A 25281-nucleotide genomic window follows, 5' to 3' on the forward strand; every position below is an offset into this window, starting at 1 on the left:
AACATTAAATTTAAAGAGGTGAAATCATGTCGGAAAATCAAATGAAGGATCGTATCGTCGAAGAGTTAAAGAAGGCTAAAGAAGCTGAGAGGATCACATCGGAAAAGATATATGACATCGTTAAGGAGGCGGTGGCCGAGACCATGGCAGAAACCAAAGCCGGTGTTGAGGAATTTCGCTCTATCGTCAAGGATGCTGTAACAGCTGCCGTTGAAGGATTAAAAGATGCCGAAGCGGACATTACAGAACACATCGAGGCTGTCATAGAAGGGGCCATGGCCGGCGTCCGCAGCCGCGGAGATCAGGCCGTCGATCTTATCAGAAAAGAAATCAATGCGCTTGAAACAAAACTTGAAACCGAAAAAGCTAAACTGGCCCAATCTCTTAGAGAAGGTCTTGAAGGAGCTAAAGAGGCAGGGGCAACATTGTCCGAAGAGCTCAGAGATCAGATTGAATCTGTTTTAACCAGCATCAAATTAAAAAGTACAGAATTGTTGGGTTTGACCAAGCAGACTGTAAAGGAAGCAGTCAAACAGGCCATAGAGTCCGGTGAGGATATAAAAGAGACCGTGGCCCAAATTACCAAGGATGCTACGGAAAAAGCCCTGAAAGAAGGCCGGTTCAGGGCAAAAAGGGTAAAGGAGATTGCCGAAAAAATCCTCTCTGGCGCTGTGGAGGCCGCTGAGGAGACCGGCAAGGAGATCAAAAATGTTGCCCATGGCGCATTTGAAGGGGCTCAAAAAGGAATCGCATCAGTAGTAGAGTCCATTGGAGATAAAACCAGGGAATTTATCCATGAGGACCTTGCCCGGACAAAGAAAGATCTTGAGGCAATCGAAGAGCTTTTTCTGGAAACTGTTCTCAGTGTGGCAAGACGCTCGCAAGAAGTGGCAAAAGAAGTCTTAACCGAACTTGTTGAACAAACTGAAAAAACGACTTCTGTCTTGAAAAAAGAGACTGGTCGTACAGCGAAAAAAATTGCTGAAAGGTTGAAAGAAACAGGAAAAGACGTTGCCAAAACCATCGCGGAGGCTGGAAGCAAGATTACACGCGTAATGACAGACGAGGCCATAGAACTCGGGAAAAAATCCGTAGAGGTAGCAAAGGGGGCGATCTCAGGTATGTTGAAGGGGGCAAAAGATGCCCTTCAAAAAGGAAAAGAAAAAGAAAAAAAGTAATTCTAAACTATAGTTTTTCATGGCAAGTGAAAAAAGCCATTAAGCCATATACTGTGACGTTATACAATGAAAGAGTATCTTGTTGGGCAAACTTATATATAGCAAGAATTAATTAATGAGGAGACTACTCTGTGGAAAACATTAAAAAATTCTTCAAAAATGACAGGTTTGCAGAACATGTCGGGATTGAATTACTAGAAGTGTCTAAAGGGTACGCAAGGGCAAAGTTAGAAATCCGAAATGAACATCTAAACAGTGTCGGGACTGTTCATGGAGGAGCAATATTCGCACTGGCAGACTTGGTATTTGCTGTTGCTTCAAATTCACACGGAACAATTGCTATGGGCATTAACGTGAGTATTTCCTATTTGAAAGCGGTTAGAGAAGGAACAATTTTTGCGGAAGCAAAAGAAATTTCCAAGAATCCAAAACTTGCTTCCTATACAGTGACCGTATCGGATCAAAGCGGAGATACAATAGCTATCTTTCAAGGGATGGTATACAGAAAGAAGGACAAACTTCCTGTCCCTGCAAAAGAGTAGAAGAGTCTGTGGCCAAACCCCATTTTAACTACCAGATTAGAAATCCTGGTTTCTTGAAAGCATTGCAAAGGGCTGGGTAACCCATCTTGGTATTGAACAAAATTATGAAAATTTGTCCCCTGAGTAGGGTTTGGCCACAGACTCAAATGCTCACAAAACAGGGAATCTCCAATCAATGGTAATGGTGAGTAATTTTGTTGACAATAACGAACACCTCAATAATTATATTATTTTCGTCAAAGTCTACTTAATTTGGGTAAACAATGGACCGTCTTTTCAATTTATCTAACAAAACTTTCGATATGGCCAATAGGGCCTGGAAAAGTAATGTCAACAGACGTTCTATTGGGATTCTACTTATATTGATCTACCTTGCTTCACTTGTCGTCATTGAACTGGGGCGAAGAAAGCTATTGCCTCCATCTATTTCAGCTCTGATACCTAGAAGTCATTTTTATGCCATAAGTTTTACTTTCACATTCCTGCTTTACATAGAGGTCATAGATCTCGTCTTTGGCCTTGCCCGGTCTGTTTCGGAAGCTCTAGGAAAGCAGTTTGAAATTTTTTCGCTGATTTTACTTCGCCAGTCCTTCAAGGAATTTGCCCATTTACCCGAGCCACTGCATTGGCCCAAAACAATCGACCCCATTTTGTATATCCTCTCTAATGCAGGAGGAGCTTTAATTATATTTTTTATCCTTGTATGTTATTATCGAATCCTTTACCATCAACCAATAACCTACGATCAAAAGGAAGAATTCCATTTTATCTCAGCCAAAAAAACAATCTCGCTCATCTTACTAATAACCTTTGCGGCTATGGGTATCCTTTTTTCTATTACATACATTCAATCACGCTATCCATTCGACTTTTTTACGACATTCTATACAGTTCTGGTTTTCAGTGACATCCTGATCGTTCTTGTTTCCTTACGTTATAGCCACGCTTTTCCAGTAGTATTTAGAAATTCAGGATTTGCATTGGCAACTGTAATGTTAAGGTTATCTCTAACAGCACCACCATACTATAATGCTGGTCTTGGTATTTGTGCTGCTCTATATGTTCTGGCACTCAAATACGCCTACAACCGCTTTGTTCCGCTTCGCAAAGCCAAAGGTTGACCTCTCTTCTTAAGGTTCTTCCACAAAAGAGTCTGTGGCCAAACCACATTTTGACTACCAGATTAGAAATCCTGGTTTCTTGAAAGCATTGCAAAGGGCTGGGTAAACCATCTTGGTGAAGCTTGCGGATAAGCAGAGCATCGGGGTGACAAAACTAAATATCCGGGGCTATTTGCCATAACTATCGACAATAAAAAGAATATTCATTTATCCCAAAGACCCCATTATGCTCTGCCCGCAACCAAACTATAGATGGGTCCAGGCATTTGCACCAGCATGAAAGAAATCAGGATTGAAAAAATTATGAAAAATTGCCCTCTGAGTAGGGTTTGGGCATAGACTCAAAAGCCTCCATCCCGCACCTCTGGCATTTAAGGCACCCGTTTTGCGAACATTTAGGTGTGGACAGACCTTTTTTATATCTTTGCCACTCTCTGAGTAAATAATCTTTGCTCACCCCTATTTCCAGCTTGTCCCAGGCAAAAACTTCGTCTGCATCCCGCTCCCGGTCCAGGTACCAAGACATATCACCGGGCCAGAGCTTCAACGCCTTGCGCCAGTTACCGTTCTCATCGGCTACCAATGTCAGCAAAGAGTGAACCTGTTCATCGCCTCGAGCCAGAAGTCCCTGGATTCTGGCCTGAAAAGCTTTCTCGCCCGAGAATCTAACACCTTTAAAACCTGAACACATCTTTTTAAAACGATGCAGTTTATCATTTAACTCCTTTTCTGAAGCCATAGGTGCCCATTGCATAGGTGTCCAGGCCTTGGGCACCAGACAACTAGCACTGATTTGAACTAGTTCCACTCCTTTCTTGCGTTTACCCTGCCCCTTTATTCTGGCTGACTGCAACCTCTCTAAAAATCCAGCCAAATCCTGCCAATCAGCTTCATTTTCTCCAGGGAAGCCTAAAATAAAATAGAGTTTCAACTTGTTAAACTGCAACGCGCTAATAAGTTCCACGGCCTGAAAAAACTTTTCGTCATCAAAACGCTTATTTATAGCTTTACGCAGCCTTTTACTTATGCCTTCTACGGCCAAGGTTAAGGTCCTGGTACCTGTACGCCGCAAAAATTCCAAAAATTCCCTGTTTAAGCCATCAGCCCTCAGAGACGACAAGGAAAATTTAATTTTTTGTTTGTTTAGGAAGCGCAAGAACGGATACAGACCCTCCCAATCAGTCAAAGCCGTGCCGACCAGCCCTACCTTTCTTGGTTTTACCTCAAGCACTATTTTCTGCACATCTTCAAGACCTGCTTGCCGGGGTGGACGATAGATAAAACCGGCTGCACAAAACCTGCACCCATACGGACACCCCCTATTGATCTCAATCAGGAGCATATCCCTGAACCTGGATTTAGCGTGGACAAAACAAGAATAAGCAGGTTGGAGGGGCCCAATGCCTTGGGACCCGATCATTAAAGAAGGAAAACCTGCTATTTGCCTTTTAACTTTTTTACTCTTTTTAGGCACAAATACCCCGGGAAGGTCGGCTATTTTTTGCAAAGAGGCTTCTTTGCTTTCTCCAGCAAGCCACATTTTCTTGATTTTTAGGACCAGAGGTACAAAAGATTCTTCTGCTTCGCCAGCATAGAAAAAATCCAGACTGGGAAGAATTGGGAAAGGATTTAAAAAAGCGATCGGCCCCCCAGCCATGACTAGTGGCCAATCGCTTCGTTTTTGGGCTAAAAGAGGAATTCGTGAATTTTTAAGAAGTCTCAAAACATTTACATAATCGCCTTCAAAGTTGAGACTAAAACAAATAAGGGGAAAGAGGGATAAAGGTTTTCCCGAGTCAATAGAGCGCGCAACCTCACCATCTTTTCCGGTGCCAAAAAAACGCTCTGCTACGAAAAAATCATTCTTTTCAGTGAGCAATCTATATACAACCTGCCAACCCAAGGTAGACAGGGCTAAACTCTCTTCTTCGGGAAAGACCAGGGCAATCGGTAGCCGACCACCCCACTCCGGGATTTGCGGCTTTACACGATCTCTATATACAAGTTCTTTCACAACATGATTGGTTTTGTGTTCTGAAATGAGTAAGTTGAGCAAATTTGCAAGCTGCTAGCTAATATATACATTGATTTTTCCACTCAACTTCTCACCCGAATAAATTAATGACCAACTTCAATCTGCTTGCATGCGAATAAAAGAGGGTATTTCAAACTCATCTTCATCAAAAATAAATTCCTCGCCTTGAGTATTTGGTGCGCTATTTTTCACTTCATTTTTATCAACCGCTCTGCGGCCCTGGCGTAGATACGTAGGAATACGCAAATCATCTTCCGAATCAGGATCAATCTGCACGGTGCGAGGCCTCTTGACTATACTCCCTTTTTCTTTTCTTGCCTTACTAATAGAAGTAACTCTGGAACTTTCAGTTTCAATACTTTTTTCGTTTGCATCTTCAATCCCTGTGGCAATGACTGTGATGCGCATTTCATCACCCACATTCTGATCAAAGACTGTTCCGAAATAGATCTTTGCATCTTCGTGAGCTGCCTCATGGATTATATTGGCAGCTTCACTAACCTCATCAATGGTCAAATCAGGACCACAGGTTACGTTCATGAGCACGCCTTTGGCTCCATCAATAGAGACGTCTTCTAATAAAGGACTGGTTATGGCTTTCATGGCTGCCTCTCTGGCGCGACCTTCTCCCTGGGCAATGCCTGTGCCCATCATGGCCAGGCCCATTTCAGACATGACTGCTTTTACGTCAGCAAAATCCAAGTTGATCAGCCCCGGAACCATAATCAAATCTGAAATGCCTTTAACTGCATAATAGAGTACTTCATCGGCTTTTTTGAGCATCTCCAAAAAGGTGGCTTTTTTGGAAGCCAAGGACAAAAGGCGGTCATTGGGAATGGTGATGATGCTGTCCACAACCTCTTTTAAGGCCTTGATTCCCTTTTCAGCCTGCATAAGCCTTTTTTTCCCTTCAAAATAAAAAGGCTTGGTAACCACAGCTACGGTCAGGGCTCCTAGTTCCTTGGCCACCTGGGCAATTACCGGTGCGGCTCCGGTTCCTGTTCCGCCACCCATCCCCGCAGTGACAAAGACCATATCACAGCCATCCAGGACCTCACGAATCTGCTCCGTACTTTCCATGGCGGCTTCCCGGCCAATATCTGGATTGGCTCCTGCTCCCAGACCTTTTGTCAACTTTTCTCCCAACTGCAGTTTAAATTCGGCTTTAGAGTGTTTCAAGGCCTGGACGTCTGTATTGGCAGTGATGAAGGTTACCCCTTTCATGGACGAACAGATCATATTGTTTACGGCATTACCGCCGCCGCCACCGACGCCGACCACTTTTATCTGGGCATTGCTTTCCATTTCAATTTCCAGGTATTCCATCTCTTCCTCCTTCCCCTTGCTTTTAGCCATTTGCTCCTGCCTTGCGCATTCAAAAAATAAACTAACTAATATCCACAAACCACTTACGCATCCTGGATAGGATACGGTTAAAGATATTTTTATCCCGAATTCGAAACCGCTGCTCAGAGCTTTCCTTTTCTGCTCCATATCTCAAAAGCCCCACAGCAGTGGCATACATCGGGCTATTGACAACATCCTTTAGTCCCCCAATTTGGATAGGATATCCTATACGGGTGGGCAGATTAAAAATCTGTTCAGCCAGCTCCTGCACCCCTTCGATTAATGCTGCTCCTCCGGTTAAAACTACTCCGGCTCCAATGGTTTTTTTGTATCCGGACTTAATCAGTTCCTGATCAACCAGAGCCAGAAGCTCCTCCATTCTAGGCTCGCAAATCTCGGCCAGAACATGCCTCGACAAACGCCTGGGAGGCCTGCCGCCCACACTTGGCACCTCGATCACCTCATCCTGTTGAACGAGATCAGCCAGAGCGCAACCGTATTTGATTTTAATCTGTTCCGCGGCCACCATTGGAGTCCTCAAACCAAAAGCAATATCATTGGTCAAATTGGTCCCGCCTATGGCCAGGACACTAGTATGCTTAATAGAATCATTATTAAAAACGGCCAAATCTGTTGTTCCTCCACCAATATCCACCAAGGCTACGCCTATCTCCCGTTCCTCTTCTGTCAGCACGGCCTTGGCCGAGGCAAGGGATTCCAAAACAATATCCTCCACATCCAACCCCGAACGATGACAGGATCGAACAATATTCTGGGCACTGCTTACAGCTCCGGTGACAATATGTACCTTTACCTCCAGCCTGACACCTGCCATCCCCAGCGGATCAGCAATGCCACGCTGATCATCAACAATAAACTCCTGGGGTAAAATATGGATAACTTCGCGATCCAGGGGAATAGCTACAGCCTTGGCCGCATCAATAACCCGCTCAACATCCCTGGTGCTGACTTCTCCGCCCTTAACAGCTATTACTCCGTGACTGTTAAACCCTTTGATGTGACTCCCGGCAATGCCTGCATAAACCGATCTGATTTCACATCCAGCCATGAGTTCCGCCTCTTCCAGGGCCTTTTTGATGGATTGCACAGTTTGCTCGATATTGACCACAACTCCCTTGCGCAGACCAGTGGAAGGACTTGTCCCTATACCAACCACATCTACCCCATCAGGTGATATCTCGCCCACAACCGCACAAATTTTTGTAGTCCCCAGATCCAGCCCTACGATCAAATCAGATTTGGCCATGATTCTATCCTTTAAAAGGTTAAAAGGTTTAAAGGCTAAAAAGCTAGGAGGCTAAAAGGTTTAGAGGCCAAGAGGTCAATTCTGGCTTCTCCACCTCTTCACCATTTTACCTTTTTATCTTTTAGCCATTACCTAAAACCTACCCATACCTGTCCGTTAAGAACATGGATTTTATTTACTTTGTTTAGCTCTCCCCTATTGCGCAAATCTTTCCAGACCAAGCTTAATTTATGCACATTTTCTAAAATTCCATCCATATCCAGGCTGAGCTTGAGCCGTGGTTTTTCCAAAAAAGCTTCCATCCTGTTTAAACTGGTCAAGTGTATCCCGGCCAAATCTTGCCAGGAAAAAGGGAACTTCTTCTTATCCAGCAAAGAAACTATTATTGGTAATTGCTCTTTAGCCCGCGTACATTGTGCATCTACATAAAGTACAGGTAGAGAAATAAAATTCTTGGGCAGCACCTCGGCTATACGCTCACCCAGCCGATTAGCATAAAAAAGCTTTTGGCCATATTTGACCCAAAAATAAGCTTGGCGTTCAACAATAGCGATCCTAATCTTGTCAGGTAGTTCCCGACGTACATAAACCTCTTTAATCCAAGGTTTTTTGGATAATTTATGTTGTAGTTCTGCAATGTTTAAGTCCAGAATATTCTGACCCAGGTTCAGCCCCAAGGAAGAAGTAATTTCTCCGTAAGTAAGGTGCTTACAGCCTTCTATTTCAATCTGTTTCAGGGCAAAATAATTACTACCTGTTACCAAACGATAACCATAGATAAGAGCCAGGCTTATGCCCGCTATAAAAACTAAACCAGCCACAATTTTCAGGCCCAATATGAAAATTGCCTTTACAAGCTCTACTAGGCCTTGCCTGACGTTACTCGAATTTTGTCGGTAACTTTTTACTCTGCTAACAGGCCTTTTTCTGGCCATGGCTTCTAGAGACATGGGACAACTTTAACCTCCATCTCCAAGGCAATTCCCCACATCTTACTCACTTTATTCTTGGCACACTCAATTAATTCCAGGGCCTGGCTAGTTGTCCCGTGACCGTAGTTAACCAGAAAATTAGCATGTAAAGCGGAAAAACCTACTCCTCCCAGCCGCTTTCCTCTAAAACCCGCTTGTTCCAATAACCACCCGGCTGAAACTCCCTTCACTCCTCCGTCAAAACCTTTTTTCTTCGCCAATAAGTTACTTTCCCGTGGGTTCAGGATTGGATTTTTAAACACACACCCTGCTGTAGCCTGAAGAACAGGTTGCGTTTTTTTTTTGCGCTCATACCAGGAGGCAATTCTCTTTTTGATCTCACCTGGATCATCTTTTCCAAGCCTTAAAATAGCACCTAAAATTAAATAAAACCCACTTGTTCTTTTTAATCTAAAATGTCGATAAGCTATGTGCGTATCCTCTCTATCCACCCAGAATATCCCCTGCTCAGGGACCCAGACTTTTGCCTTCTCTATTTTCGAACCTATTTCGACACCATGCGAGCCGGCATTCATGGCCACAGCCCCACCCACAGTTCCTGGTATCCCGGCCAATCCTTCAAGACCACTAAGACCTTTCTTTATGCACCAGCCCAAGAAGCGGGGTAAACTCAAACTCGCTGAAACTTCTACGAGAACCTCGTTTTCGCTTTCGTCCAGAATTTGGGGTGTTTCTCCCCCTGCCCATTTTATCAGGACCAAATCCACGTCTGCATCGCGAAACAAGACATTGCTCCCCCGCCCCAAAACAAAAGCCGAATCTTTTATCTCCGGCCAGACACGACCAAGTTCATCCAGATCAGAGCAAGAACGGGCCAGATAAAGCCTTCGCCCTCTGCCTCCGAGTTTTAATGTGGAAAATCTCTTTAACTCCGGTCTGTCTATAATTTGCATGAGCTTCCCAACTTCCTGATGAACGTATGCAATAGGCCCCTACTTCTCAGTTTCACCGCTTCCCTTCAAAAACTCTTCCCCTACTCTCCACACACTGCCTGCACCCAGAGTCAGAAACAAATCATTCGGTTTGAGTATCTCTGGCAGAGCCTTGGCCACAGCATCCAGGTCTTCAAAAAATATAACAGGAGTTCCGCTGACCTGCTTGATGCCTTGAGCCAGGCTGAGCCCATTTACTCCAGGGATGGGATCCTCCGAAGCCGGATAAATTTCTGTCAAAAGTAATAAGTCCACTTCTGAAAAGACACGACAAAAATCACCAAACAAGACCTTGGTCCGGGTAAACCTGTGTGGCTGAAACAGAACTACCAATCTTTTCTCCGGGTAACATTTACGAGCCGTTTCTAAAGTGACACGAATTTCAGTAGGATGGTGTCCGTAATCATCAACCACCAACACCCCGTCTAGCTCTCCTTTTTGCTCAAACCTTCGTCCTACACCGCCAAACAACTCAAGTCCTTTAATGATCTTCTCCTTGTCAATGCCTGCTTCTATGGCAATACCAATAGCAGCCAAGGCATTTAAAATATTGTGGCGACCTGGCTGGTTCAGACGGACACGGCCCCAATAGTTATCGAACATAAACACATCAAACTCTGACCCACGGCTACAATTTATGATTTCGGCCCGCAGATTATTTTTCGACCCAAATCCATAGGTAAGGACCGGTCTCTTGACATGAGGCAAGAGAGAATCAACCCCCGGATCATCTCCGCAAACCACATTGACTCCATAAAATGGTATCGAGTTCATAAATTGGACAAACGCGCCCTTGATTTCTTCAAGATCCTGATAATAATCCAAATGATCCGCATCCACATTGGTGACAATCGTCATAATGGGGAACAGACAGAGAAAAGAACCATCTGACTCATCCGCCTCGGCAATAAAAAACTCCCCAGTGCCTGGCAGGGCATTACTCCCATAAGAATTCAGACGACCACCAATAATTACAGTGGGATCCAACCCTGCTTCCTTAAAAATCGTACCCAAAAAAGAAGTGGTAGATGTCTTGCCATGCGTTCCAGCCACAGCAATACCGGTCTTTAAACGCATAAGTTCGGCCAGCATCTCTGCCCTGGGAATAATAGGAATCTGTTTTTCTCTGGCTGCTACAAGTTCTGGGTTGTCATCTTTGATGGCCGTAGATTTAACCACCACCTGGGCCTGCCGCAGATTATTCTGATCATGTCCGATATATATCTTAGCTCCCAGGCCTCGTAATCTGGCTACCTGCACACTTTCGCTCAGATCAGAACCGCTGACTTCATAGCCCAGGTTAAGTAATACCTCGGCAATCCCGCTCATGCCTGAGCCACCAATCCCGACCATATGTATTTTTTTTACTTTTCCCTGCATTCTTTTGTTTATTAGTTTAGTAGTTTAGTAGGTTATTGGTTAAATGGTTGATTAGTTTATTGGTTTATCTTGAAAGTCTTATTTCATACTCCCAGCATCCCTCTCACGCTGTAAGCTATTAACCAATCAACTAATCAACCAACTAACCGGCATAATTCCTCGACAATAATTTCAGCGGCATTGGGTCTGGCCAGACTTCTGGCTGCCCGGGCCATTTTTTCTAATTTATCAGGCGCACAGAGCAAGTCCTCGATAACTTGCGCCAGGTTAATTTCCTCCAGATAGCTCTGCACCAGAACCATTGCTGCTCCCGCCCTTTCCAATACTTTAGCATTGGTCAACTGGTGATTATGTGTGGCATAGGGGAAAGGAACCAAAATTGCTGGTTTAGCAGCAGCACAAAGTTCGGCCAGAGTCGTGGCTCCAGACCGGCAAAGAACAAGGTCGGCATAAGCATAAGCCTTGGCCATATCCTCAATAAAAGGCTCCACTTTAGCCTGTGGATATTTCCGGGCATAGACCTTGTTTACCTCTTCAAAATCCCTTTTCCCAGTCTGATGCCAGATCTCTATCCCCTGGGCCTTGAGTTGACTAAGACAGTCTGTAACCGCCTGATTTATAGCTCTTGCTCCCTGGCTCCCACCCAGGACAAGTAACCTTTTCCCCATGGCATGGGATAAAGTCTCTTTGGCTGCCAGAGAAACGATCTCCCCCCGGATCGGGTTACCACTTAAAATAACTTTATCCTCCGGGAAAAAACCATGTTCGTCCGGAAAAGTTAAAAACACCCTGTCTACCCGCTTGCCCAAGATTCTATTAGTCACTCCGGGAAGACTGTTTTGTTCATGAACGGCCGTAGGCAAACCCATCCATCTGGCAACCAGGACCGGAACAAAGCCAGCATAACCGCCAAAACCAATCACCACCTCTGGCTTAAAAGAACGCAAAAATAAAAATGACTTAATAAGGCTCTGACTGAGCCAAAAAACTGTGGCCAAAGACCTTATCCCCCTGCCAAGTACGCCCCTGGCCGGTAATCCCTTAAATTCCAGGCCAGCTTTTCGGGCCAGAGCCGCTTCCGGCCCTGATTCACCGCCCAAAAAGCAAATTTTACAGTCAGGATTTTGCTCTCGTATTTTCTCGGCCACAGCCAGGGCCGGGAAAATATGTCCGCCCGTGCCCCCTGTAGTTATAACCACTCGCTTAAGCATCTTAGTTAAATGGTTGATTAGCTAAATGGTTAAGTAGTTGAACAGTTGATTGGTTACTTGATTAGTCTTCAACCAATAAACTAATAAACCAATCAACCTGTAACCCATTAGCCTCTTGCCTTCTGCCTCTTTGAAAGATTCAGTAAAAAGCCTGCGCAAAAAAATGAAACTAACAGGTTACTTCCTCCATAACTAACAAAAGGCATGGGCACGCCCTTGGGGGGTACTGTTCCCAGAACCACGGCAATATTTAAAAGAGCGCCTAAAATCAAAATTAAGCCCAGACCAAAGGCAGCGAATCTGTCCTCCATCTCCTGCTGGTCACAGGAGATCCTGATTACCCGCCAGATAATGACCCCAACCAAAATAAAAACCAAGGAAAAGCCGACAAAGCCCAGTTCCTCACCCAAAACAGCGAGGATAAAATCATTGTGCGCTTCCGGTAGAAACAAGAGCTTCTGCCGTCCCTCTCCTAAACCCAGCCCCCACATTCCGCCAGAACCGAAACCATATAGGGATTGGACCAATTGATATCCACTGTCCTGGGCATCTTTGAAAGGATCCAAAAAGGCAAACCAGCGCCGAAAGCGATACGGAGATTGTACTATCAATACAAATCCTGTGGCCACAGCCAAGAAAGCAGAAGAAACCAGGTATACTAATCGTGTTCCTCCGATTAGACTCATAAAAAACAGTATCAGGGCTAAGTAGGCTGCACCCCCAAAATCCGGTTGAAGCATAAGCAATGCACACAAGGAGGCCGTGATTATAGTCGGGGGCAAAAAACCAACACTGAAAGTTTTGACCAATTCCTGCTTGTGCGAAAAAAAATAGGCCAGGTAAAAGACCAATGCCACTTTGGCCAGCTCCAGGGCCTGAATTGTCAGCGGCCCGAATTTAAGCCACCTTCGAGCACCACCCGCGCCATAACCCAAGGGGCTGAAGACAGTTAAACAAAGAAGTCCAAAGACCAAAATAAGCCAAAGATATTTTAATTTATAAAAAAATATTCTTGGAATCTTGATTGTGCAGGCCAAGACAATCAATCCGGCCAAGGTAAAAACAACCTGTTTCTTGATAAAATAAAATTTATCATCAAAAAATTTTTCAGCCATAATACTGCTGGCACTAAAGAGCACAACTAATCCCAAACCAGATAAGGCCAAGACAGCACCCAAAAGCCACAAATCAATGCCCGTACCTGAACTTCGCTTAATCCTTGCCCCTCTCATCTCCCTCTCGTCTTCTGGCCATTTTTTCCGTTACCTATTGTCCAGCCAGGCACGCTGGCATGCTTGCTTCTAACCATTTCCCTTGTCACGCACACAATCCAACACCAAACGTTGAAATTGCATTCCCCTGGCCTTGTAATCCGGAAACAGATCAAAGCTGGCCGTGCCTGGAGAAAGAAGAACAGTATCTCCTGGTTCTGCATCAACGACAATTTTACGTACTGCTTCCTCCAAAGTGGGAAACCACTCCATTTCCACCAGGTCGCCAAAGGCTTGGATAAAAATTTCTTTACTAGCTCCAAAAAGATAAACCTTACATACCTTTTCCTGCACAACTGGCCGAATTACTTTTAGATTCCCGCCCTTAAAAACTCCACCGGCCACAAGTCTTATAGGGCGGGGAAAAGTTTTTAAGGCCGACTTTACGGCGTCAACAGTGGTAGCCTTTGAGTCATCAACAAAAGTTATCCCTTTATGCTGAAAAAATATCTCCTGTCTGTGGGCCGGTGGGACAAAGTCCTGTATATTCTTTTCAAACTCACTTTCAGTAACTCCAAAATACTTACATGCCAGAAAAGCGGCCTCCAAATTCTCTTGATTATGTTCGCCCCTAAGCCTTGGACAAGAGAATCTGTCTTGGGGCACAAAATAAACTCTCCTGGCACGGGTAAATGAGCGCTTTTCAAGTTCGCCCTTTAGACTTAAAGGGAGAATGGCCAGATCCTGTTCATTTTGCCTGGCAAAAAGTTTTAACTTGGCTTCAAAATACTCTTGAATATCCTGATGATAATCCAGGTGATTGGGAGAGAAATTAAGGAAAATAGCTACCCGCGGATGGAATCCACTACAGTTTTCCAACTGAAAACTGCTCGCCTCCAGGACTAAAATCTCTGCTCTTCTCCCCTCCAAAAGATACTCGCTGAGCGGAGTACCAATATTACCACCGGTAAACACTACTTTTCCTGTCTTTTCCAGAACATGAGTGATGAGTAAGGTAGTGGTTGTTTTTCCATTGGTTCCGGTAACGGCAATTATGGGCTCGGACACAAACCAGGAAGCCAACTCCAACTCAGAGTAAACCTGGGCACCGGCTGGTATATGAGCCTGAATATTTCTTTTCTGGACTCCTGGACTCAATATAATTAAGTTCGCTCCTTTAAAATCTTCAGGTTTATGTTCACCAAACCTAAGGGCCCAACCATTTTCCTCAGCTAACTGCTTGAGCTCCTTAGAAAACCGGCTTTCGTCCTTTTCCAAAAGGCGAACCTCTGCTCCAAGCCTGGTCAAAAGCCTGGCCGCGGCCAGACCTGATCGTCCTGCGCCTACAACAACAGCCTGATGGCCGCGTAATTGTCCTGGATGAATTAACTCTTTCATAAATTTTAATGGTTATGGTCTCAACTTTCTGACATGATTAACATCCTCAAATTACTTCACAATTGAAGAGTGCATTTTCTGAAATGCATTACAAACGGGTTGGGTAACACATCTTGGCGAAGATTGCGGAAGCGCTGTGTATAGGGAGATTATTCCATCGAACTTTCGAAACCCATCATAACAACAGAAAAGGCATTAAATAATATTCTATTGACTAACCCCATTATGCACAGCCCGCAAGCAAGCCTTAGATGTGTCCAAGTTTTTGTTCGCATTGAAGAAAATGCGCTCGCAAATTAACTCAGAAAGTTGAGGTTATGGTGATGAAAAGGTAAAAAGGTGAAGAAGACAGAATAAACCTTTTTACCTTTTAACCACTTTATTCATTACTACCTCAATTTCAGGGTACTCAAAGCAACCAGAGCCAGGAGAATGGATAAAATCCAGAACCTGACTATTATCTTGGATTCGGGCACGCCCTTTAATTCAAAATGATGGTGCAGCGGGGCCATCCGAAAAATTCGCTTCCCCCCACTAAGCTTGAAGTAACCCACCTGAAGAATAACTGAGATTGTTTCTACAACAAACAAACCACCAACAATGACCAGAATCAATTCCTGCTTACAGAGCACAGCAATAAACCCAAGACAGCCGCCCAGGCTTAAACTGCCAACATCGCCCATAAAAATCTGAGCCGGATAAGCATTAAACCATAAAAAACCTAAGCCTGCCCCGACCATTGCTCCACAAAACACTGTGACTTCACCAACACCGGGAATATAGGCTATCTGGAGATACCTGGCCAACTGAGAGTGACCTGTGACATAGACAAACAAAGCGAAACAGGCCGCACAAACCACTACGGGCCCAATAGCAAGGCCATCCAGACCATCTGTTAAATTCACTGCATTAGATGCTCCGACCATGACAAAAATGGCAAATGGGATATAAAATAAATATAAGTCAGGCCTTATGTCCTTAAAAAACGGAACTAAAAGTTCTGTGGTGTAGCCCGGCATATTAACCAAAATTGAAACTACTCCCAATGCTACGATCGTCTGCCCTAAAAATTTGGTCTGGGCACTTAAGCCTTTATTCTGCTTTTTGACAATTTTTAAGTAGTCATCCACAAAACCAACCAGACCAAAGCCCAAAAAGACAAAAATAGTCAGCCACAAAAATTTATTAGTCAAATCTCCCCAGAGAAAAACACTGCCCAACAGACTAGCACCGATAAGCAAACCACCCATTGTAGGCGTGCCCGCTTTATTCTGATGCTTTGGTCCGTCTTCCTGAATATATTGCCCAAATTTTATCTTTCTCAACCATTCAATAAATTTTGGCCCAAGCACAATACTAATCAACAGGGCGGTCAAAAGAGCATAGATGCTTCTAAATGTTATATATCTGAAAACATTAAAAACAGTGTAATCTTGAGATAGGGGATATAATAAATGATATAACATCTCGCTTCTTAACCTTTTAACCTCTTAGCCTATTAAAAATTTTAGTTTTTAACCTTTTTCACATATTCTTCCATTCTACTGCTTCTTGAACCTTTAAACAGAAGAACTGCCTGTCTTAAATTAAGATTTTTAAAAAAACTAAAAAAATCTTCCGGGCTGTGACAGATATAAAATTCTCCTGACCATCCTTTAAGTCCCTCTTTTACAAAAGACGCATTCTGACCGTGAAAAAATACATAATGGCAACCTATCCTATGGATAAACTCGCCCAGCTTCCTATGTTCTTCTTCTGATGCCTCACCCAGTTCAGCCATATCTCCAAGGACAAGAACCAACTCTCTATCTTTAGCCAATTCCGCAGCGGTGCTAATAGCTGCCCTCATAGAAAGAGGATTGGCATTATATGTATCGTCAATAATTGTCCACTCCCCTTTAGTCCAAAGGCAAAGCCTCTGTTCTGGCAGTCTGGCCTGACAAAGCCCCTGTTCGATTTCCGAGCCTGAATAACCCAACAAATGGGCCAAAACAGCTACCGCGGAAATGTTCTCTGTTAAATGGGCACCTATCCAGGGCAAAGCAAGAGAGTAGTTTTCCCCATTGATTCCAATTTCGTAGTGGCCCCTGCCCCCTTCACAGCCACGATACTCACCCCAGAATCTCTGTCTTTTATCAGTGCAGGAAAAAAAGTATGGTTTGATTTGGGTGCGCCTCCGGGCTTCTTTGACCAAAGGAGGGTAGTCTTTATTTAAAACTGCCCAGGATTCGTTTTCCAAATAATCAAGAATTTTAGTCTTATACCTGGCCACATCGGATACACTGCCTAAGCCCTCCAGATGACAGGGGCCGATATTGGTTATAACCACAATATCTGGACGCAAAATACTTCCCAATTCATCCATATCTTCGGGTTCACTAATGCCCAGTTCTAAAACCCAATAGTCTTCCTGACCATCAAACTTCAAAATCGACAAAGGCAGGCCGAGCTGATTGTTCCAATTTTTATAATTCTTTCCAACCTTGGCTTTCTGGCTTAAAACAGAGAAAAGAAACTCTTTGGTTGTTGTTTTTCCTGCTGAACCAGTGATACCGATGACCCTAGCCCTCGTTCTCTGTCTTACATAAAGAGCCAGCCGGCCCAGGGCCTTGACTGTATCTTCCACCAGAAGAACCGGTACCTCTTCTATATCTAGTAAAGGAGTATGGGCCAAAATAGCTCTTGCTCCCTTTTTCACTGCCTCCTGAGCAAAATTATGACCATCGTATCTTTGCCCGGCTATACATACAAAGAGATCACCCTCCTGAACCAAGCGACTATCAGTCTGCACCTTTGTTATTGGCACCTTTTCAAGGCCGTCAAAGTCCCCATAACTTGAAGTCGCCAGGGCAATTTGCTCAATAGTCAAATGCATCAATTATCTCCTCCACCACACGCACATCGTGAAAAGGAATTTTTTTACCCTTTATTTCCTGATAGTCTTCATGCCCTTTGCCAGCTATAAGCAAAACGTCGCCCTTTTCCATTCTAGAAATGGCCAATTTTATGGCCTTTTTCCGGTCTGGCTCAATTTCTATCTCTACTCTTCCCTTTATTCCCGGCAAAATATCCTTGATTATTGCCTCTGGTTCTTCATTCCTGGGATTGTCTGAAGTAATTATAGCTAGATCCGCATACCTGGCTACTGCCTGACCCATAAGCGGTCTTTTAGCCTTGTCCCTGTTTCCACCGCAGCCGAAAAGTACTATAAACCGATCAAAATCTATGTTTTTCAAAGTCTTGCACACATTTTCCAAGGCATCCGGGGTGTGGGCATAATCTACAAAGATATTGAGTCCTTTTTTATTACCTACCCGCTGCAAACGGCCCGGAACACCTTGAAAGTCCTCAAGGACCTTTAATTCCATCTCCCCCATGCCCAGCTTTAAACCGACGCCTAACGCAGCCAGTAGGTTGAAGGCGTTAAACCGGCCAACGAGAGAAGATGACATGGACCACTGTTTGTTGTGAAACTTGCATTCAAGCCTTAAGCCCTGCCGACTTTCTATAACGGACGCAGCAATGAGATCATTGTCTTCTCCCAGACCATAACAGAGAGGATCCAACGCTGTTTTTTTTAATCTTTGTCCGAACTTGTCATCACCATTAATAATGGCCTTTGGTTTCCTGTTTTGTTTGGGAGTGAACAATTTTGCTTTGGCCTGAAAATAATTTTCCAGGTTTAGATGGTAATCCAGATGATCCTGAGTTAAATTGGTAAAAACAGCATAATCAAAGCAAATCCCAGCCACCCTGTCCTGGTCCAGGGCATGAGACGAAACCTCCATACATATCCAGTCCACACCATCTTTATCCATTTGGGCCAAAAGGTGATGGAGGCGCAGGCAATCAGGAGTGGTCATATCGGCCGGATACTCTTTCCCCCCCCACCTATAGTTTACAGTACCTATCACCCCAACTTTGAATCCATTTCCGGTCAGTAAATGTTCTAGTAGATAAGTAGTTGTTGTCTTGCCGTTGGTCCCGGTGATGCCGATAACCCTCGCCCGAAGCGCTTCAGTGCCAAAATAAGCTCCGGCCAGCACCCCCAGAGCTTGTGCCGGATTAGGATGGATAACTATTTTTTCCCGAACATCTAACAACCCCTGAGGCACATGTCTGGTAACAACATAAGCTGCCCCTCTTTCCAATGCCTGGGGAATATACTCTGCCCCATCCACTCTGGTGCCGGGCAAGGCCACAAAAATATCACCGTGCTCAACTTTTCCTGAATGGGTGCATACAGGAGTCCCGGTTCTGGCCAGGTTAAGAAGTTTTGCCCATAATCCCGTATCTCCGGCAGCATTAGATATTTTTCTATTTTCCCAAGTCATCATCTTCTCAACTACTTAACTCTGGCTCTGTGAGCCATAATTTAATACTTTTGTCTGCTGGCCATTTACTCCCGGGCCGGGGCTTCTGTTTTTTGACCACCATTCCCTGCCCAATCAGTTCTGGAACAATCCCCAGTTCCAGTAAAGTTTGTAAGGCCTTGCGCAAGGATACGCCCTGAAAATCCGGAACATTAGCTGCATCAACAGCGCCAGCCGTTTTGATGACATTACCTTCTGATTTTACCTTGACCCTGACTAACTCGTGGCGTTGTTTATCACGTTCCACAGGCTGCACCTTCGGATAATCATTATATAAAGACAAAAGTTCCATACCAACCTTTTTTGCTGCTGGTGCAGCCACCACTCCTCCATAGTGTTGGGGATGGGGCTCATCGACAATTACCAAAACCAAATATTTTGGGTTTAAAGCCGGGAACAGGCTTACAAATGAAGCCACATATTTATCACCATAACCTCCTGTTTTCATGGCCTTTTGGGCGGTTCCTGTTTTCCCACCGACTTCGATCCCCGATATACGACCCTGTTTACCTGTCCCGTCTTCTTCCACCACTTCCCGAAGCATAGAAAGAACCAACCGAGCCACTTTCTTTGGAAACACTCTATAGCCGGATAATTTCTCCTGCTTGGGTCTACTGACTAATTTAAGTGGCTCAAATACTCCCTCTTTGGCCAGACAGAGATAAGCCTGGGCCAAGTGCAAAGGGGTTATGGCCAGCCCCTGTCCGAAAGAAGCCGCTGCCAGATCGATTTTATTCCATTTATGGTAAGGACGAATCAGTCCTTTGCTACGCCCGGGAAAAGGAAGTTCAACAGCCCGGCCAAAACCTAATCTCTGCAAATAGTTAAAATACGTCTCCTCCCCCAGATCCAGACCAATCTTGGCTGCACCAATATTACTGGAATACCTGATAATCCTGTTTACAGAGAGCCACCCGTATTTATGAGTGTCATTTATTTCACTATTACCAATACGCCAACGGCCATTTTCACAAAAATAAATGGATTTCTTCGTACAAACTCCCTCGGTTAGCGCTGCTGCCACTAAAAATGGCTTGATGGTTGATCCGGGTTCAAGGAGATCTAAAATAGCTCTATTGCGCCAGATACTTGGACTTGAATTTCGAAAATTATTAGGATTAAAAAAAGGATATGAAGCTAGTGCTAAAATCTCTCCTGAAGGCACATGGACCACTACGCAGACCCCACTGCGACCTGAAAACCTTTGTACCGCCTCAGCTAATGCATCTTCAGCTGCCAGTTGAACGCGGGCATCTATTGTCAGGTAAAGGTCATGACCACTTAAAGTTTGCAGAGTCGCGCTGGCGCTACCCGGAGCCATTCTCCTGCCCGCAGCATCCTTTAAAAGAACAATTTTCTTTTCAGTTCCTCCTAAATACCCGTCGAAAAATCTTTCCAACCCTTCCAGGCCATGTCCGTCAGTACCTACAAAGCCCAATACCTGGCCTAACAAATGGCCCTGAGGATAAACGCGCTTATACTCATTGACTAAGTAAATACCCTTTAAATTAGCCCGGCGAATTAACTTAGCTTTACGATCACTGATTTTCCGAGTCAGCCAAACAAAACTCTTTTTCTGACGCAAAATCCGAACAAGTTTTGTTCTCTTTATATTTAAAATCTTACTTAATTTTTTGGAAGCCAGCTTATAGTCATTTATTTCCAATGGATTAGCATATACAGATTTACTTAATACACTCTGGGCCAAAACCAGGCCATTACGGTCAAAAATCTCTCCCCTTTTGCCCTGAATCTTTTCTCGACACCAGTATTGGTTTTCTGCCAGCCGGGCCAGCTTAGGACCTTCAACTATCTGCACCCAGTAGGCCCTGGCCCATAGACCCATCCATAAGCCGATAAAAACCAGGCCCATGAAAATAATCTTGAACCTGGACCAGTCTTTTGTCTTCAGCCCCCGCTTTCTACTCATGATCCAACCTTCTCACCCTGTCTGCACCAGGGGGAGAAAATCCCAACTCTTCAGCTAATCTCTTCAATCTATATGGAGAGAGGAGATTATTTTTTTCCACCAAAAGCTTGGATTTAAGTTCCAAGTTGGCCGCATATTCTTTTTGCAACTTTTTTAAATCATATGCCAAATCTACCTTTTCAATACTTACCCATACCTTGATGAGGCTCATGAATATGGTTATTAAAAAAAACACTAACAAGCCCAATACTTTTCTTTTTGTTAAACCCAACATAATCAACCGACTCGCTCAGCCACCCTTAATTTTGCACTCCTGCTTCTTGGATTTCGCTCAATTTCCTCTTCATCCGGGGTAATAGGCTTTTTGGTCAAGATATGTAGTGTTTTTTGATGGTTACAATCACAAATCATCTTTTGTGGAGGACAAATACATTCAGCAGACTCTTTTTTAAAAAAAAGTTTGACGATTCTGTCTTCCAAAGAGTGGAAAGAGATGATAGCCAGCCTTCCCCCCGGGGTTAAATAGTGAACTATCTTGTCCAGAAATTCCTTAAGCGTATCCAGCTCTTGGTTGACTACAATTCTTAAAGCCTGAAAAGTTCTGGTAGCTGGATGATTTCTGGCCTTAAGCCGCATTTTCGGCGGGTAAGCATTTTTCACAATTTCAGCCAATTGAAGGGTGGTTTCTATCTTTTGTTTTGCGCGTGCCGTGACTATGGCCCTTGCAATCCTGCCAGCCAAGGGATCCTGACCATACTTGGCAATTATTTCCTTAAGCATTTGCACTGAGTAATTATTGACTATATTTTTGGCAGGGATAAAACCCTCTTCTTTTGACATACGCATATCTAAAGGGCCATCGTGCAGGAAGCTGAACCCCCTCTCCGGAGTTTCAAGCTGCATAGACGACACTCCCAGATCCAACAATGCCCCATCTAGCTTATCCCACCCTATTTCTTTCAAGGCCCGGTCAAAATCTTTATAAGAAGAAAGAGCTAAAAAAAACCGGCCAGCATATCCAGCAAGTCTTTGTTCTGCAACCTTAAGGGCCTGTTCATCCTGATCAATTCCCAGAACCTGAACATTGGCCCCATGGCGCAAAAGAGCTAAAGTGTGTCCCCCCAAACCAAGAGTGCCATCCAGAAGCCTTTTTTTCCTTCCGGGTTCAAGCCATTTTATGACTTCTTCACGTAACACCGGCTGATGTTCGATCATAATATTTATACTCTAAAACCTAAGTTCAAATCCATTTTGAGCCAGGGCGTCCATAACTCCATCAAAATTTTCTTCCATCTTCTTGCGCCCTGCCTCAAAGCGTTCCATATCCCAAATCTCAAACTTACGACCCACACCAGCCAAGACCACATCTTTATTCAATCCGGCATAAGCACGCAGATAAGGTGGAACCAAAATCCGTCCTTGTTTATCCAGGGTAACCTCAGTAGCACCTGAGATAAAAAAACGATGAAAATCCCTAAACGTTCTATTGGTCATATTAAGTTGATTGAAACTTTTTTCAATCAACTCCCACTCAGGCAAGGGGTAACCAACCACGCAATCATCAAAATTTGTGAGCATTAATTTCCCTTCGGGAGACATTTTGATTACCATCTCCCTAAAGTCCGGAGGCAGCATTACCCTGCCTTTACTATCCAGATTTCTATGCGTATGCCCACGAAACATTATTTAATGCCCACCACTTTTTACCACCTGTTACCACTCTATCCCCTATGAAGCAAGAAAAAGTCAAGGACTAAAAAAAAATCTTTAAAACTTTTCCGTTTTCGCTTAGTTTATGCGTTAAATATAGTCGCTTTCCTAAACTTTTAATTTTTGAGAGGTCAAAATGCGCACTAAAATCATTGCCACTTTAGGGCCGGCCAGCGAAGATGTCCGGATTCTGAAGGGCTTAATTACAAACGGAGTAAGAATTTTCCGTCTCAACTTCTCGCACGGAAGTGCTTCTGATTTCTTGCCTTTAGTTAGTAAACTAAGGACCTTGGAACAGGAGCTACAAATACACATCACCATCTTACAGGATCTCTCAGGGCCCAAAATCCGTACCGGTATTCTTAAAAAATCGCCCTTAACCATAAGTATCGGTCAGGAGATACTTATGGGGCCAAGTGAACTAAACACAAAAGAGCAAGAAAATTTTTTACCATTTGAAAATAAAGAAATACTGAAATCCCTATCTCCAGGAGACATTGTCCGCCTAAGCGATGGTGGGCTAAAATTTGAAGTGATTAATAGACAAGGAGAGCTTGTTAAATTAAAAGCTTTTAACGCTGGCCTGGTTTCATCGCGTAAAGGTGTAAGTTTTCCAGGTAAAAAAACCAGCGTCACGGCACTTACGGAAAAGGACCGACAAGATCTAATTAATGGCCTTAAACTGGGCATAGATGCAGTTGCCCTCTCTTTTGTTCAAGGTCCTGAAGACATCGCCAGCGCCAAGGCCGTTATAGATAAACAGGGCAGATGGGTTCCGGTTATAGCCAAACTCGAAAGACAGGTTGCAGTAGAGCGTCTTCCAGAAATATTAAATATTGCAGATGGCATCATGGTCGCCAGAGGTGATCTTGGCTTAGAATGCCCTTTGTCCTCTTTACCAACACTACAAAAGAAAATTATCAAGGCATGCAATCAAGCGGCTAAGCCTGTTATTGTGGCCACGCAAATGCTTTTGTCTATGGTTACTAACCCCATGCCAACGAGAGCAGAAACAACAGATATTGCCAATGCCATTTTGGATGGAGCTGATTGTCTCATGCTGTCAGAAGAAACAGCAATTGGAAGGTACCCTGTCGAGGCTGTCGAGTATATGCGTGAGATTGCACTTGAAGCGGAAAAGCTTTTCTTTGAACAAAGAACAGGCTCTATAGAGCCTAAACAAAAAGGTGCAGAAAACTTCCTCGCTTATGTTGCCTGTCAACTGGCAGAAAAAATTTCTGCCAAGGCCTTAGTGGCCCACACAAATTCTGGAGCCACTGCAAGACTAATCAGCGCCGGCAGGCCATCCCAACCTATTTTTGGCCTTACTCCTTCCTCCAATGTTTTAAAGTATATGAATTTCTCTTGGGGGGTAAATCCTATTAAAATAGGTGATGAACCCCATGATCATCTTCAACGAACTCAAAAATTTGTTGAAGAATCGTCAAGTTTCAACCCAGGCGATAAAATAGTTATCACTGCAGGACACCCTAAACCAGGTCAAGAAAACTCACCAACAAACCTTCTTAAGATTTATTGCAAATGAAAAATAAAAATTTAATTTCTGAAGAACTAAACGAAGAATTTTATCAAATATCATCAGAAATATTGTCCAGTTTTCCCAAATTTAGACTGCCCCTAAATCTCTACATCTTTAAAGAAGATATTGCTCAACTTGTACCTTATTATAGAGCAATGGAAAGATTGGATAAGAGGAAACAGGAAGAATTGTTTGAACTGAGTAATGAAGGCTATATTTTTGTATCCCGCACTGATCATCCCATTTATGCTAAGCACATCAGCAAACAGCTGGACTTGGTTTTAGTTGATAAAAATCTAAAACCCAATGAGATTGTAGAAGTCTTCAAACAAGCCTTAACCAATAGAGTTGCTGAGTTTTATGACCAACCGGTAAAGCCAACATTAGAGAAGCTGCAATCTGATCTCTTAATCCTCGTAGAATACCTCTGGAAGGATCAGTTCCAGATAAAAAGCTTCCTCAAAAACTTGCATCATAATTATTCGCTACCAAATATGGCATATAATACAGGAATAACCGGTCTGGCACTTTTTATCGAAACCCAGGGCAATAACCTAGCTAAAAAACATCTAGCTCAAATTGGTTTGGGTCTTTTCACATATGATCTAGGACTGGCGCGCATCCCCAAATTCATTCTAGACAAAAAGGAGAACCTGACCCCTGATGAACAGAGTAAAATCCATAATCATCCGATTAACGGGGCCAAGATCCTTCGAAAGCTGGATGTAACCCAGTCGGCGACCCTTCAATGCCTCCTTGAACATCATGAGTTTATTGATGGTAGCGGTTACCCCCGTAAACTATCAGGTTCTGAAATCAGCCTCCAAGGAGGTATCACTTCTTTAGCACATACCTTTAACGAATTACTAATCAAGTCTAATCCCCGAAAGTCAATAAAAGAGACTATTGATCAACTCATGTCCATGGAAAATAAGTTCAATCATAATTTAATCGCATCACTATCCAGAATATTTATTTCTGAATTAATGAAATAAATAAAGATAGGATTAAGGATTAAGAGGTAAGGGTTAAGCAAGCTGAGAAGAGAGTCCTGAGGCCAAACCCCATTTTGACTACCAGATTAGAAATCCTGGTTTCTTGAAAGCATTGCAAA

The 25281-nt window shown here is 43.8% G+C and carries 21 protein-coding genes; 5 read left to right on the forward strand and 16 right to left on the reverse strand.

Annotated elements, in window-relative coordinates; genetic code table 11:
- Positions 1 to 26: 26 nt before the first annotated feature.
- From KFV02_RS02105 to KFV02_RS02115, 3 genes are all read left to right on the forward strand, one after another.
- Positions 27 to 1178: a DUF6781 family protein gene (locus KFV02_RS02105; protein WP_252379882.1), complete on the forward strand. Its 1152-nt coding sequence runs from the start codon at positions 27 to 29 to the stop codon at positions 1176 to 1178.
- 131 nt (positions 1179 to 1309) lie between these two features.
- Positions 1310 to 1720 carry a PaaI family thioesterase gene (locus KFV02_RS02110; RefSeq protein WP_252379883.1) on the forward strand — a complete coding sequence of 137 codons (411 nt, stop codon included), beginning with the start codon at positions 1310 to 1312 and terminating at the stop codon, positions 1718 to 1720.
- Positions 1721 to 2082: 362 nt separating this feature from the next.
- The gene (locus KFV02_RS02115; protein ID WP_252379884.1) at positions 2083 to 2841 is read left to right on the forward strand and encodes a hypothetical protein; all 759 of its coding nucleotides are present in this window, start codon (positions 2083 to 2085) and stop codon (positions 2839 to 2841) included.
- Between the two features lie 301 nt (positions 2842 to 3142).
- Here the strand turns inward: KFV02_RS02115 and KFV02_RS02120 are convergent, their stop codons facing one another.
- The 16 genes from KFV02_RS02120 to mraZ form a co-directional block, all read right to left on the reverse strand.
- Positions 3143 to 4897, reverse strand: a complete 1755-nt coding sequence (locus KFV02_RS02120; protein WP_252379885.1) for a radical SAM protein — start codon at positions 4895 to 4897, stop codon at positions 3143 to 3145.
- Between the two features lie 75 nt (positions 4898 to 4972).
- Positions 4973 to 6202: a cell division protein FtsZ gene (ftsZ, locus tag KFV02_RS02125; RefSeq protein WP_252379903.1), complete on the reverse strand. Its 1230-nt coding sequence runs from the start codon at positions 6200 to 6202 to the stop codon at positions 4973 to 4975.
- A 61-nt stretch (positions 6203 to 6263) separates the two neighbouring features.
- Positions 6264 to 7490, reverse strand: coding sequence for a cell division protein FtsA (ftsA, locus tag KFV02_RS02130; protein ID WP_252379886.1), 1227 nt, complete (start codon positions 7488 to 7490; stop codon positions 6264 to 6266).
- Between the two features lie 128 nt (positions 7491 to 7618).
- The gene (locus KFV02_RS02135) at positions 7619 to 8440 is read right to left on the reverse strand and encodes a cell division protein FtsQ/DivIB (protein WP_252379887.1); all 822 of its coding nucleotides are present in this window, start codon (positions 8438 to 8440) and stop codon (positions 7619 to 7621) included.
- The gene (gene murB, locus KFV02_RS02140; protein WP_252379888.1) at positions 8431 to 9375 is read right to left on the reverse strand and encodes a UDP-N-acetylmuramate dehydrogenase; all 945 of its coding nucleotides are present in this window, start codon (positions 9373 to 9375) and stop codon (positions 8431 to 8433) included. Before murB ends, KFV02_RS02135 begins: the two co-directional genes overlap by 10 nt.
- A 39-nt stretch (positions 9376 to 9414) precedes the next feature.
- Positions 9415 to 10794, reverse strand: a complete 1380-nt coding sequence (murC, locus tag KFV02_RS02145; RefSeq protein WP_252379889.1) for a UDP-N-acetylmuramate--L-alanine ligase — start codon at positions 10792 to 10794, stop codon at positions 9415 to 9417.
- 134 nt (positions 10795 to 10928) lie between these two features.
- The gene (gene murG, locus KFV02_RS02150; protein WP_252379890.1) at positions 10929 to 12005 is read right to left on the reverse strand and encodes an undecaprenyldiphospho-muramoylpentapeptide beta-N-acetylglucosaminyltransferase; all 1077 of its coding nucleotides are present in this window, start codon (positions 12003 to 12005) and stop codon (positions 10929 to 10931) included.
- A gap of 107 nt (positions 12006 to 12112) precedes the next feature.
- Complete coding sequence (ftsW, locus tag KFV02_RS02155) at positions 12113 to 13237, reverse strand: putative lipid II flippase FtsW (RefSeq protein ID WP_252379891.1); 1125 nt, start codon at positions 13235 to 13237, stop codon at positions 12113 to 12115.
- Positions 13238 to 13306: 69 nt separating this feature from the next.
- Positions 13307 to 14614, reverse strand: coding sequence for a UDP-N-acetylmuramoyl-L-alanine--D-glutamate ligase (gene murD, locus KFV02_RS02160; RefSeq protein WP_252379892.1), 1308 nt, complete (start codon positions 14612 to 14614; stop codon positions 13307 to 13309).
- Positions 14615 to 15003: 389 nt separating this feature from the next.
- Positions 15004 to 16080, reverse strand: a complete 1077-nt coding sequence (mraY, locus tag KFV02_RS02165; protein WP_252379893.1) for a phospho-N-acetylmuramoyl-pentapeptide-transferase — start codon at positions 16078 to 16080, stop codon at positions 15004 to 15006.
- A gap of 41 nt (positions 16081 to 16121) precedes the next feature.
- Positions 16122 to 17489: a UDP-N-acetylmuramoyl-tripeptide--D-alanyl-D-alanine ligase gene (locus KFV02_RS02170; protein ID WP_252379894.1), complete on the reverse strand. Its 1368-nt coding sequence runs from the start codon at positions 17487 to 17489 to the stop codon at positions 16122 to 16124.
- Positions 17473 to 18951: a UDP-N-acetylmuramoyl-L-alanyl-D-glutamate--2,6-diaminopimelate ligase gene (locus KFV02_RS02175; protein ID WP_252379895.1), complete on the reverse strand. Its 1479-nt coding sequence runs from the start codon at positions 18949 to 18951 to the stop codon at positions 17473 to 17475. The genes KFV02_RS02170 and KFV02_RS02175 overlap by 17 nt, the downstream gene beginning before the upstream one ends.
- 4 nt (positions 18952 to 18955) lie before the next feature.
- Positions 18956 to 20917 carry a penicillin-binding transpeptidase domain-containing protein gene (locus KFV02_RS02180; RefSeq protein ID WP_252379896.1) on the reverse strand — a complete coding sequence of 654 codons (1962 nt, stop codon included), beginning with the start codon at positions 20915 to 20917 and terminating at the stop codon, positions 18956 to 18958.
- Entirely contained in the window at positions 20910 to 21191 is a 282-nt protein-coding gene (locus KFV02_RS02185; RefSeq protein ID WP_252379897.1) for a hypothetical protein, read from the reverse strand. Before KFV02_RS02185 ends, KFV02_RS02180 begins: the two co-directional genes overlap by 8 nt.
- Before the next feature lie 2 nt (positions 21192 to 21193).
- On the reverse strand, positions 21194 to 22132 hold the full coding sequence (gene rsmH, locus KFV02_RS02190; RefSeq protein ID WP_252379898.1) for a 16S rRNA (cytosine(1402)-N(4))-methyltransferase RsmH: 939 nt from the start codon (positions 22130 to 22132) through the stop codon (positions 21194 to 21196).
- 12 nt (positions 22133 to 22144) lie between these two features.
- Positions 22145 to 22600, reverse strand: a complete 456-nt coding sequence (gene mraZ / locus KFV02_RS02195; protein ID WP_289510044.1) for a division/cell wall cluster transcriptional repressor MraZ — start codon at positions 22598 to 22600, stop codon at positions 22145 to 22147.
- 163 nt (positions 22601 to 22763) lie between these two features.
- Between mraZ and pyk the strand changes: the two genes are divergently transcribed.
- Together pyk and KFV02_RS02205 are read left to right on the forward strand one after the other, a co-directional pair.
- Entirely contained in the window at positions 22764 to 24173 is a 1410-nt protein-coding gene (gene pyk, locus KFV02_RS02200) for a pyruvate kinase (RefSeq protein WP_252379899.1), read from the forward strand.
- The gene (locus tag KFV02_RS02205; protein ID WP_252379900.1) at positions 24170 to 25162 is read left to right on the forward strand and encodes an HD-GYP domain-containing protein; all 993 of its coding nucleotides are present in this window, start codon (positions 24170 to 24172) and stop codon (positions 25160 to 25162) included. Before pyk ends, KFV02_RS02205 begins: the two co-directional genes overlap by 4 nt.
- Positions 25163 to 25281 lie beyond the last annotated feature (119 nt).

The organism is Desulfovulcanus ferrireducens (assembly GCF_018704065.1).
GTDB classification, from domain to species: Bacteria; Desulfobacterota; Desulfovibrionia; order Desulfovibrionales; family Desulfonatronovibrionaceae; genus Desulfovulcanus; species Desulfovulcanus ferrireducens.

What these genes read in the sequence shown, in the direction of transcription:
- KFV02_RS02205 (WP_252379900.1), top strand. Translation starts at nt 24,170, where the DNA reads ATGAAAAATAAAAATTTAATTTCTGAAGAACTAAACGAAGAATTTTAT.
- mraZ (WP_289510044.1), bottom strand. Translation starts at nt 22,600, where the DNA reads ATGTTTCGTGGGCATACGCATAGAAATCTGGATAGTAAAGGCAGGGTA.
- murG (WP_252379890.1), bottom strand. Translation starts at nt 12,005, where the DNA reads ATGCTTAAGCGAGTGGTTATAACTACAGGGGGCACGGGCGGACATATT.
- murB (WP_252379888.1), bottom strand. Translation starts at nt 9,375, where the DNA reads ATGCAAATTATAGACAGACCGGAGTTAAAGAGATTTTCCACATTAAAA.
- murD (WP_252379892.1), bottom strand. Translation starts at nt 14,614, where the DNA reads ATGAAAGAGTTAATTCATCCAGGACAATTACGCGGCCATCAGGCTGTT.
- ftsZ (WP_252379903.1), bottom strand. Translation starts at nt 6,202, where the DNA reads ATGGAATACCTGGAAATTGAAATGGAAAGCAATGCCCAGATAAAAGTG.
- pyk (WP_252379899.1), top strand. Translation starts at nt 22,764, where the DNA reads ATGCGCACTAAAATCATTGCCACTTTAGGGCCGGCCAGCGAAGATGTC.
- KFV02_RS02185 (WP_252379897.1), bottom strand. Translation starts at nt 21,191, where the DNA reads ATGTTGGGTTTAACAAAAAGAAAAGTATTGGGCTTGTTAGTGTTTTTT.
- KFV02_RS02135 (WP_252379887.1), bottom strand. Translation starts at nt 8,440, where the DNA reads ATGTCTCTAGAAGCCATGGCCAGAAAAAGGCCTGTTAGCAGAGTAAAA.
- ftsW (WP_252379891.1), bottom strand. Translation starts at nt 13,237, where the DNA reads ATGAGAGGGGCAAGGATTAAGCGAAGTTCAGGTACGGGCATTGATTTG.
- rsmH (WP_252379898.1), bottom strand. Translation starts at nt 22,132, where the DNA reads ATGATCGAACATCAGCCGGTGTTACGTGAAGAAGTCATAAAATGGCTT.
- KFV02_RS02170 (WP_252379894.1), bottom strand. Translation starts at nt 17,489, where the DNA reads ATGCATTTGACTATTGAGCAAATTGCCCTGGCGACTTCAAGTTATGGG.
- KFV02_RS02180 (WP_252379896.1), bottom strand. Translation starts at nt 20,917, where the DNA reads ATGAGTAGAAAGCGGGGGCTGAAGACAAAAGACTGGTCCAGGTTCAAG.
- ftsA (WP_252379886.1), bottom strand. Translation starts at nt 7,490, where the DNA reads ATGGCCAAATCTGATTTGATCGTAGGGCTGGATCTGGGGACTACAAAA.
- KFV02_RS02105 (WP_252379882.1), top strand. Translation starts at nt 27, where the DNA reads ATGTCGGAAAATCAAATGAAGGATCGTATCGTCGAAGAGTTAAAGAAG.
- murC (WP_252379889.1), bottom strand. Translation starts at nt 10,794, where the DNA reads ATGCAGGGAAAAGTAAAAAAAATACATATGGTCGGGATTGGTGGCTCA.
- mraY (WP_252379893.1), bottom strand. Translation starts at nt 16,080, where the DNA reads ATGTTATATCATTTATTATATCCCCTATCTCAAGATTACACTGTTTTT.
- KFV02_RS02175 (WP_252379895.1), bottom strand. Translation starts at nt 18,951, where the DNA reads ATGATGACTTGGGAAAATAGAAAAATATCTAATGCTGCCGGAGATACG.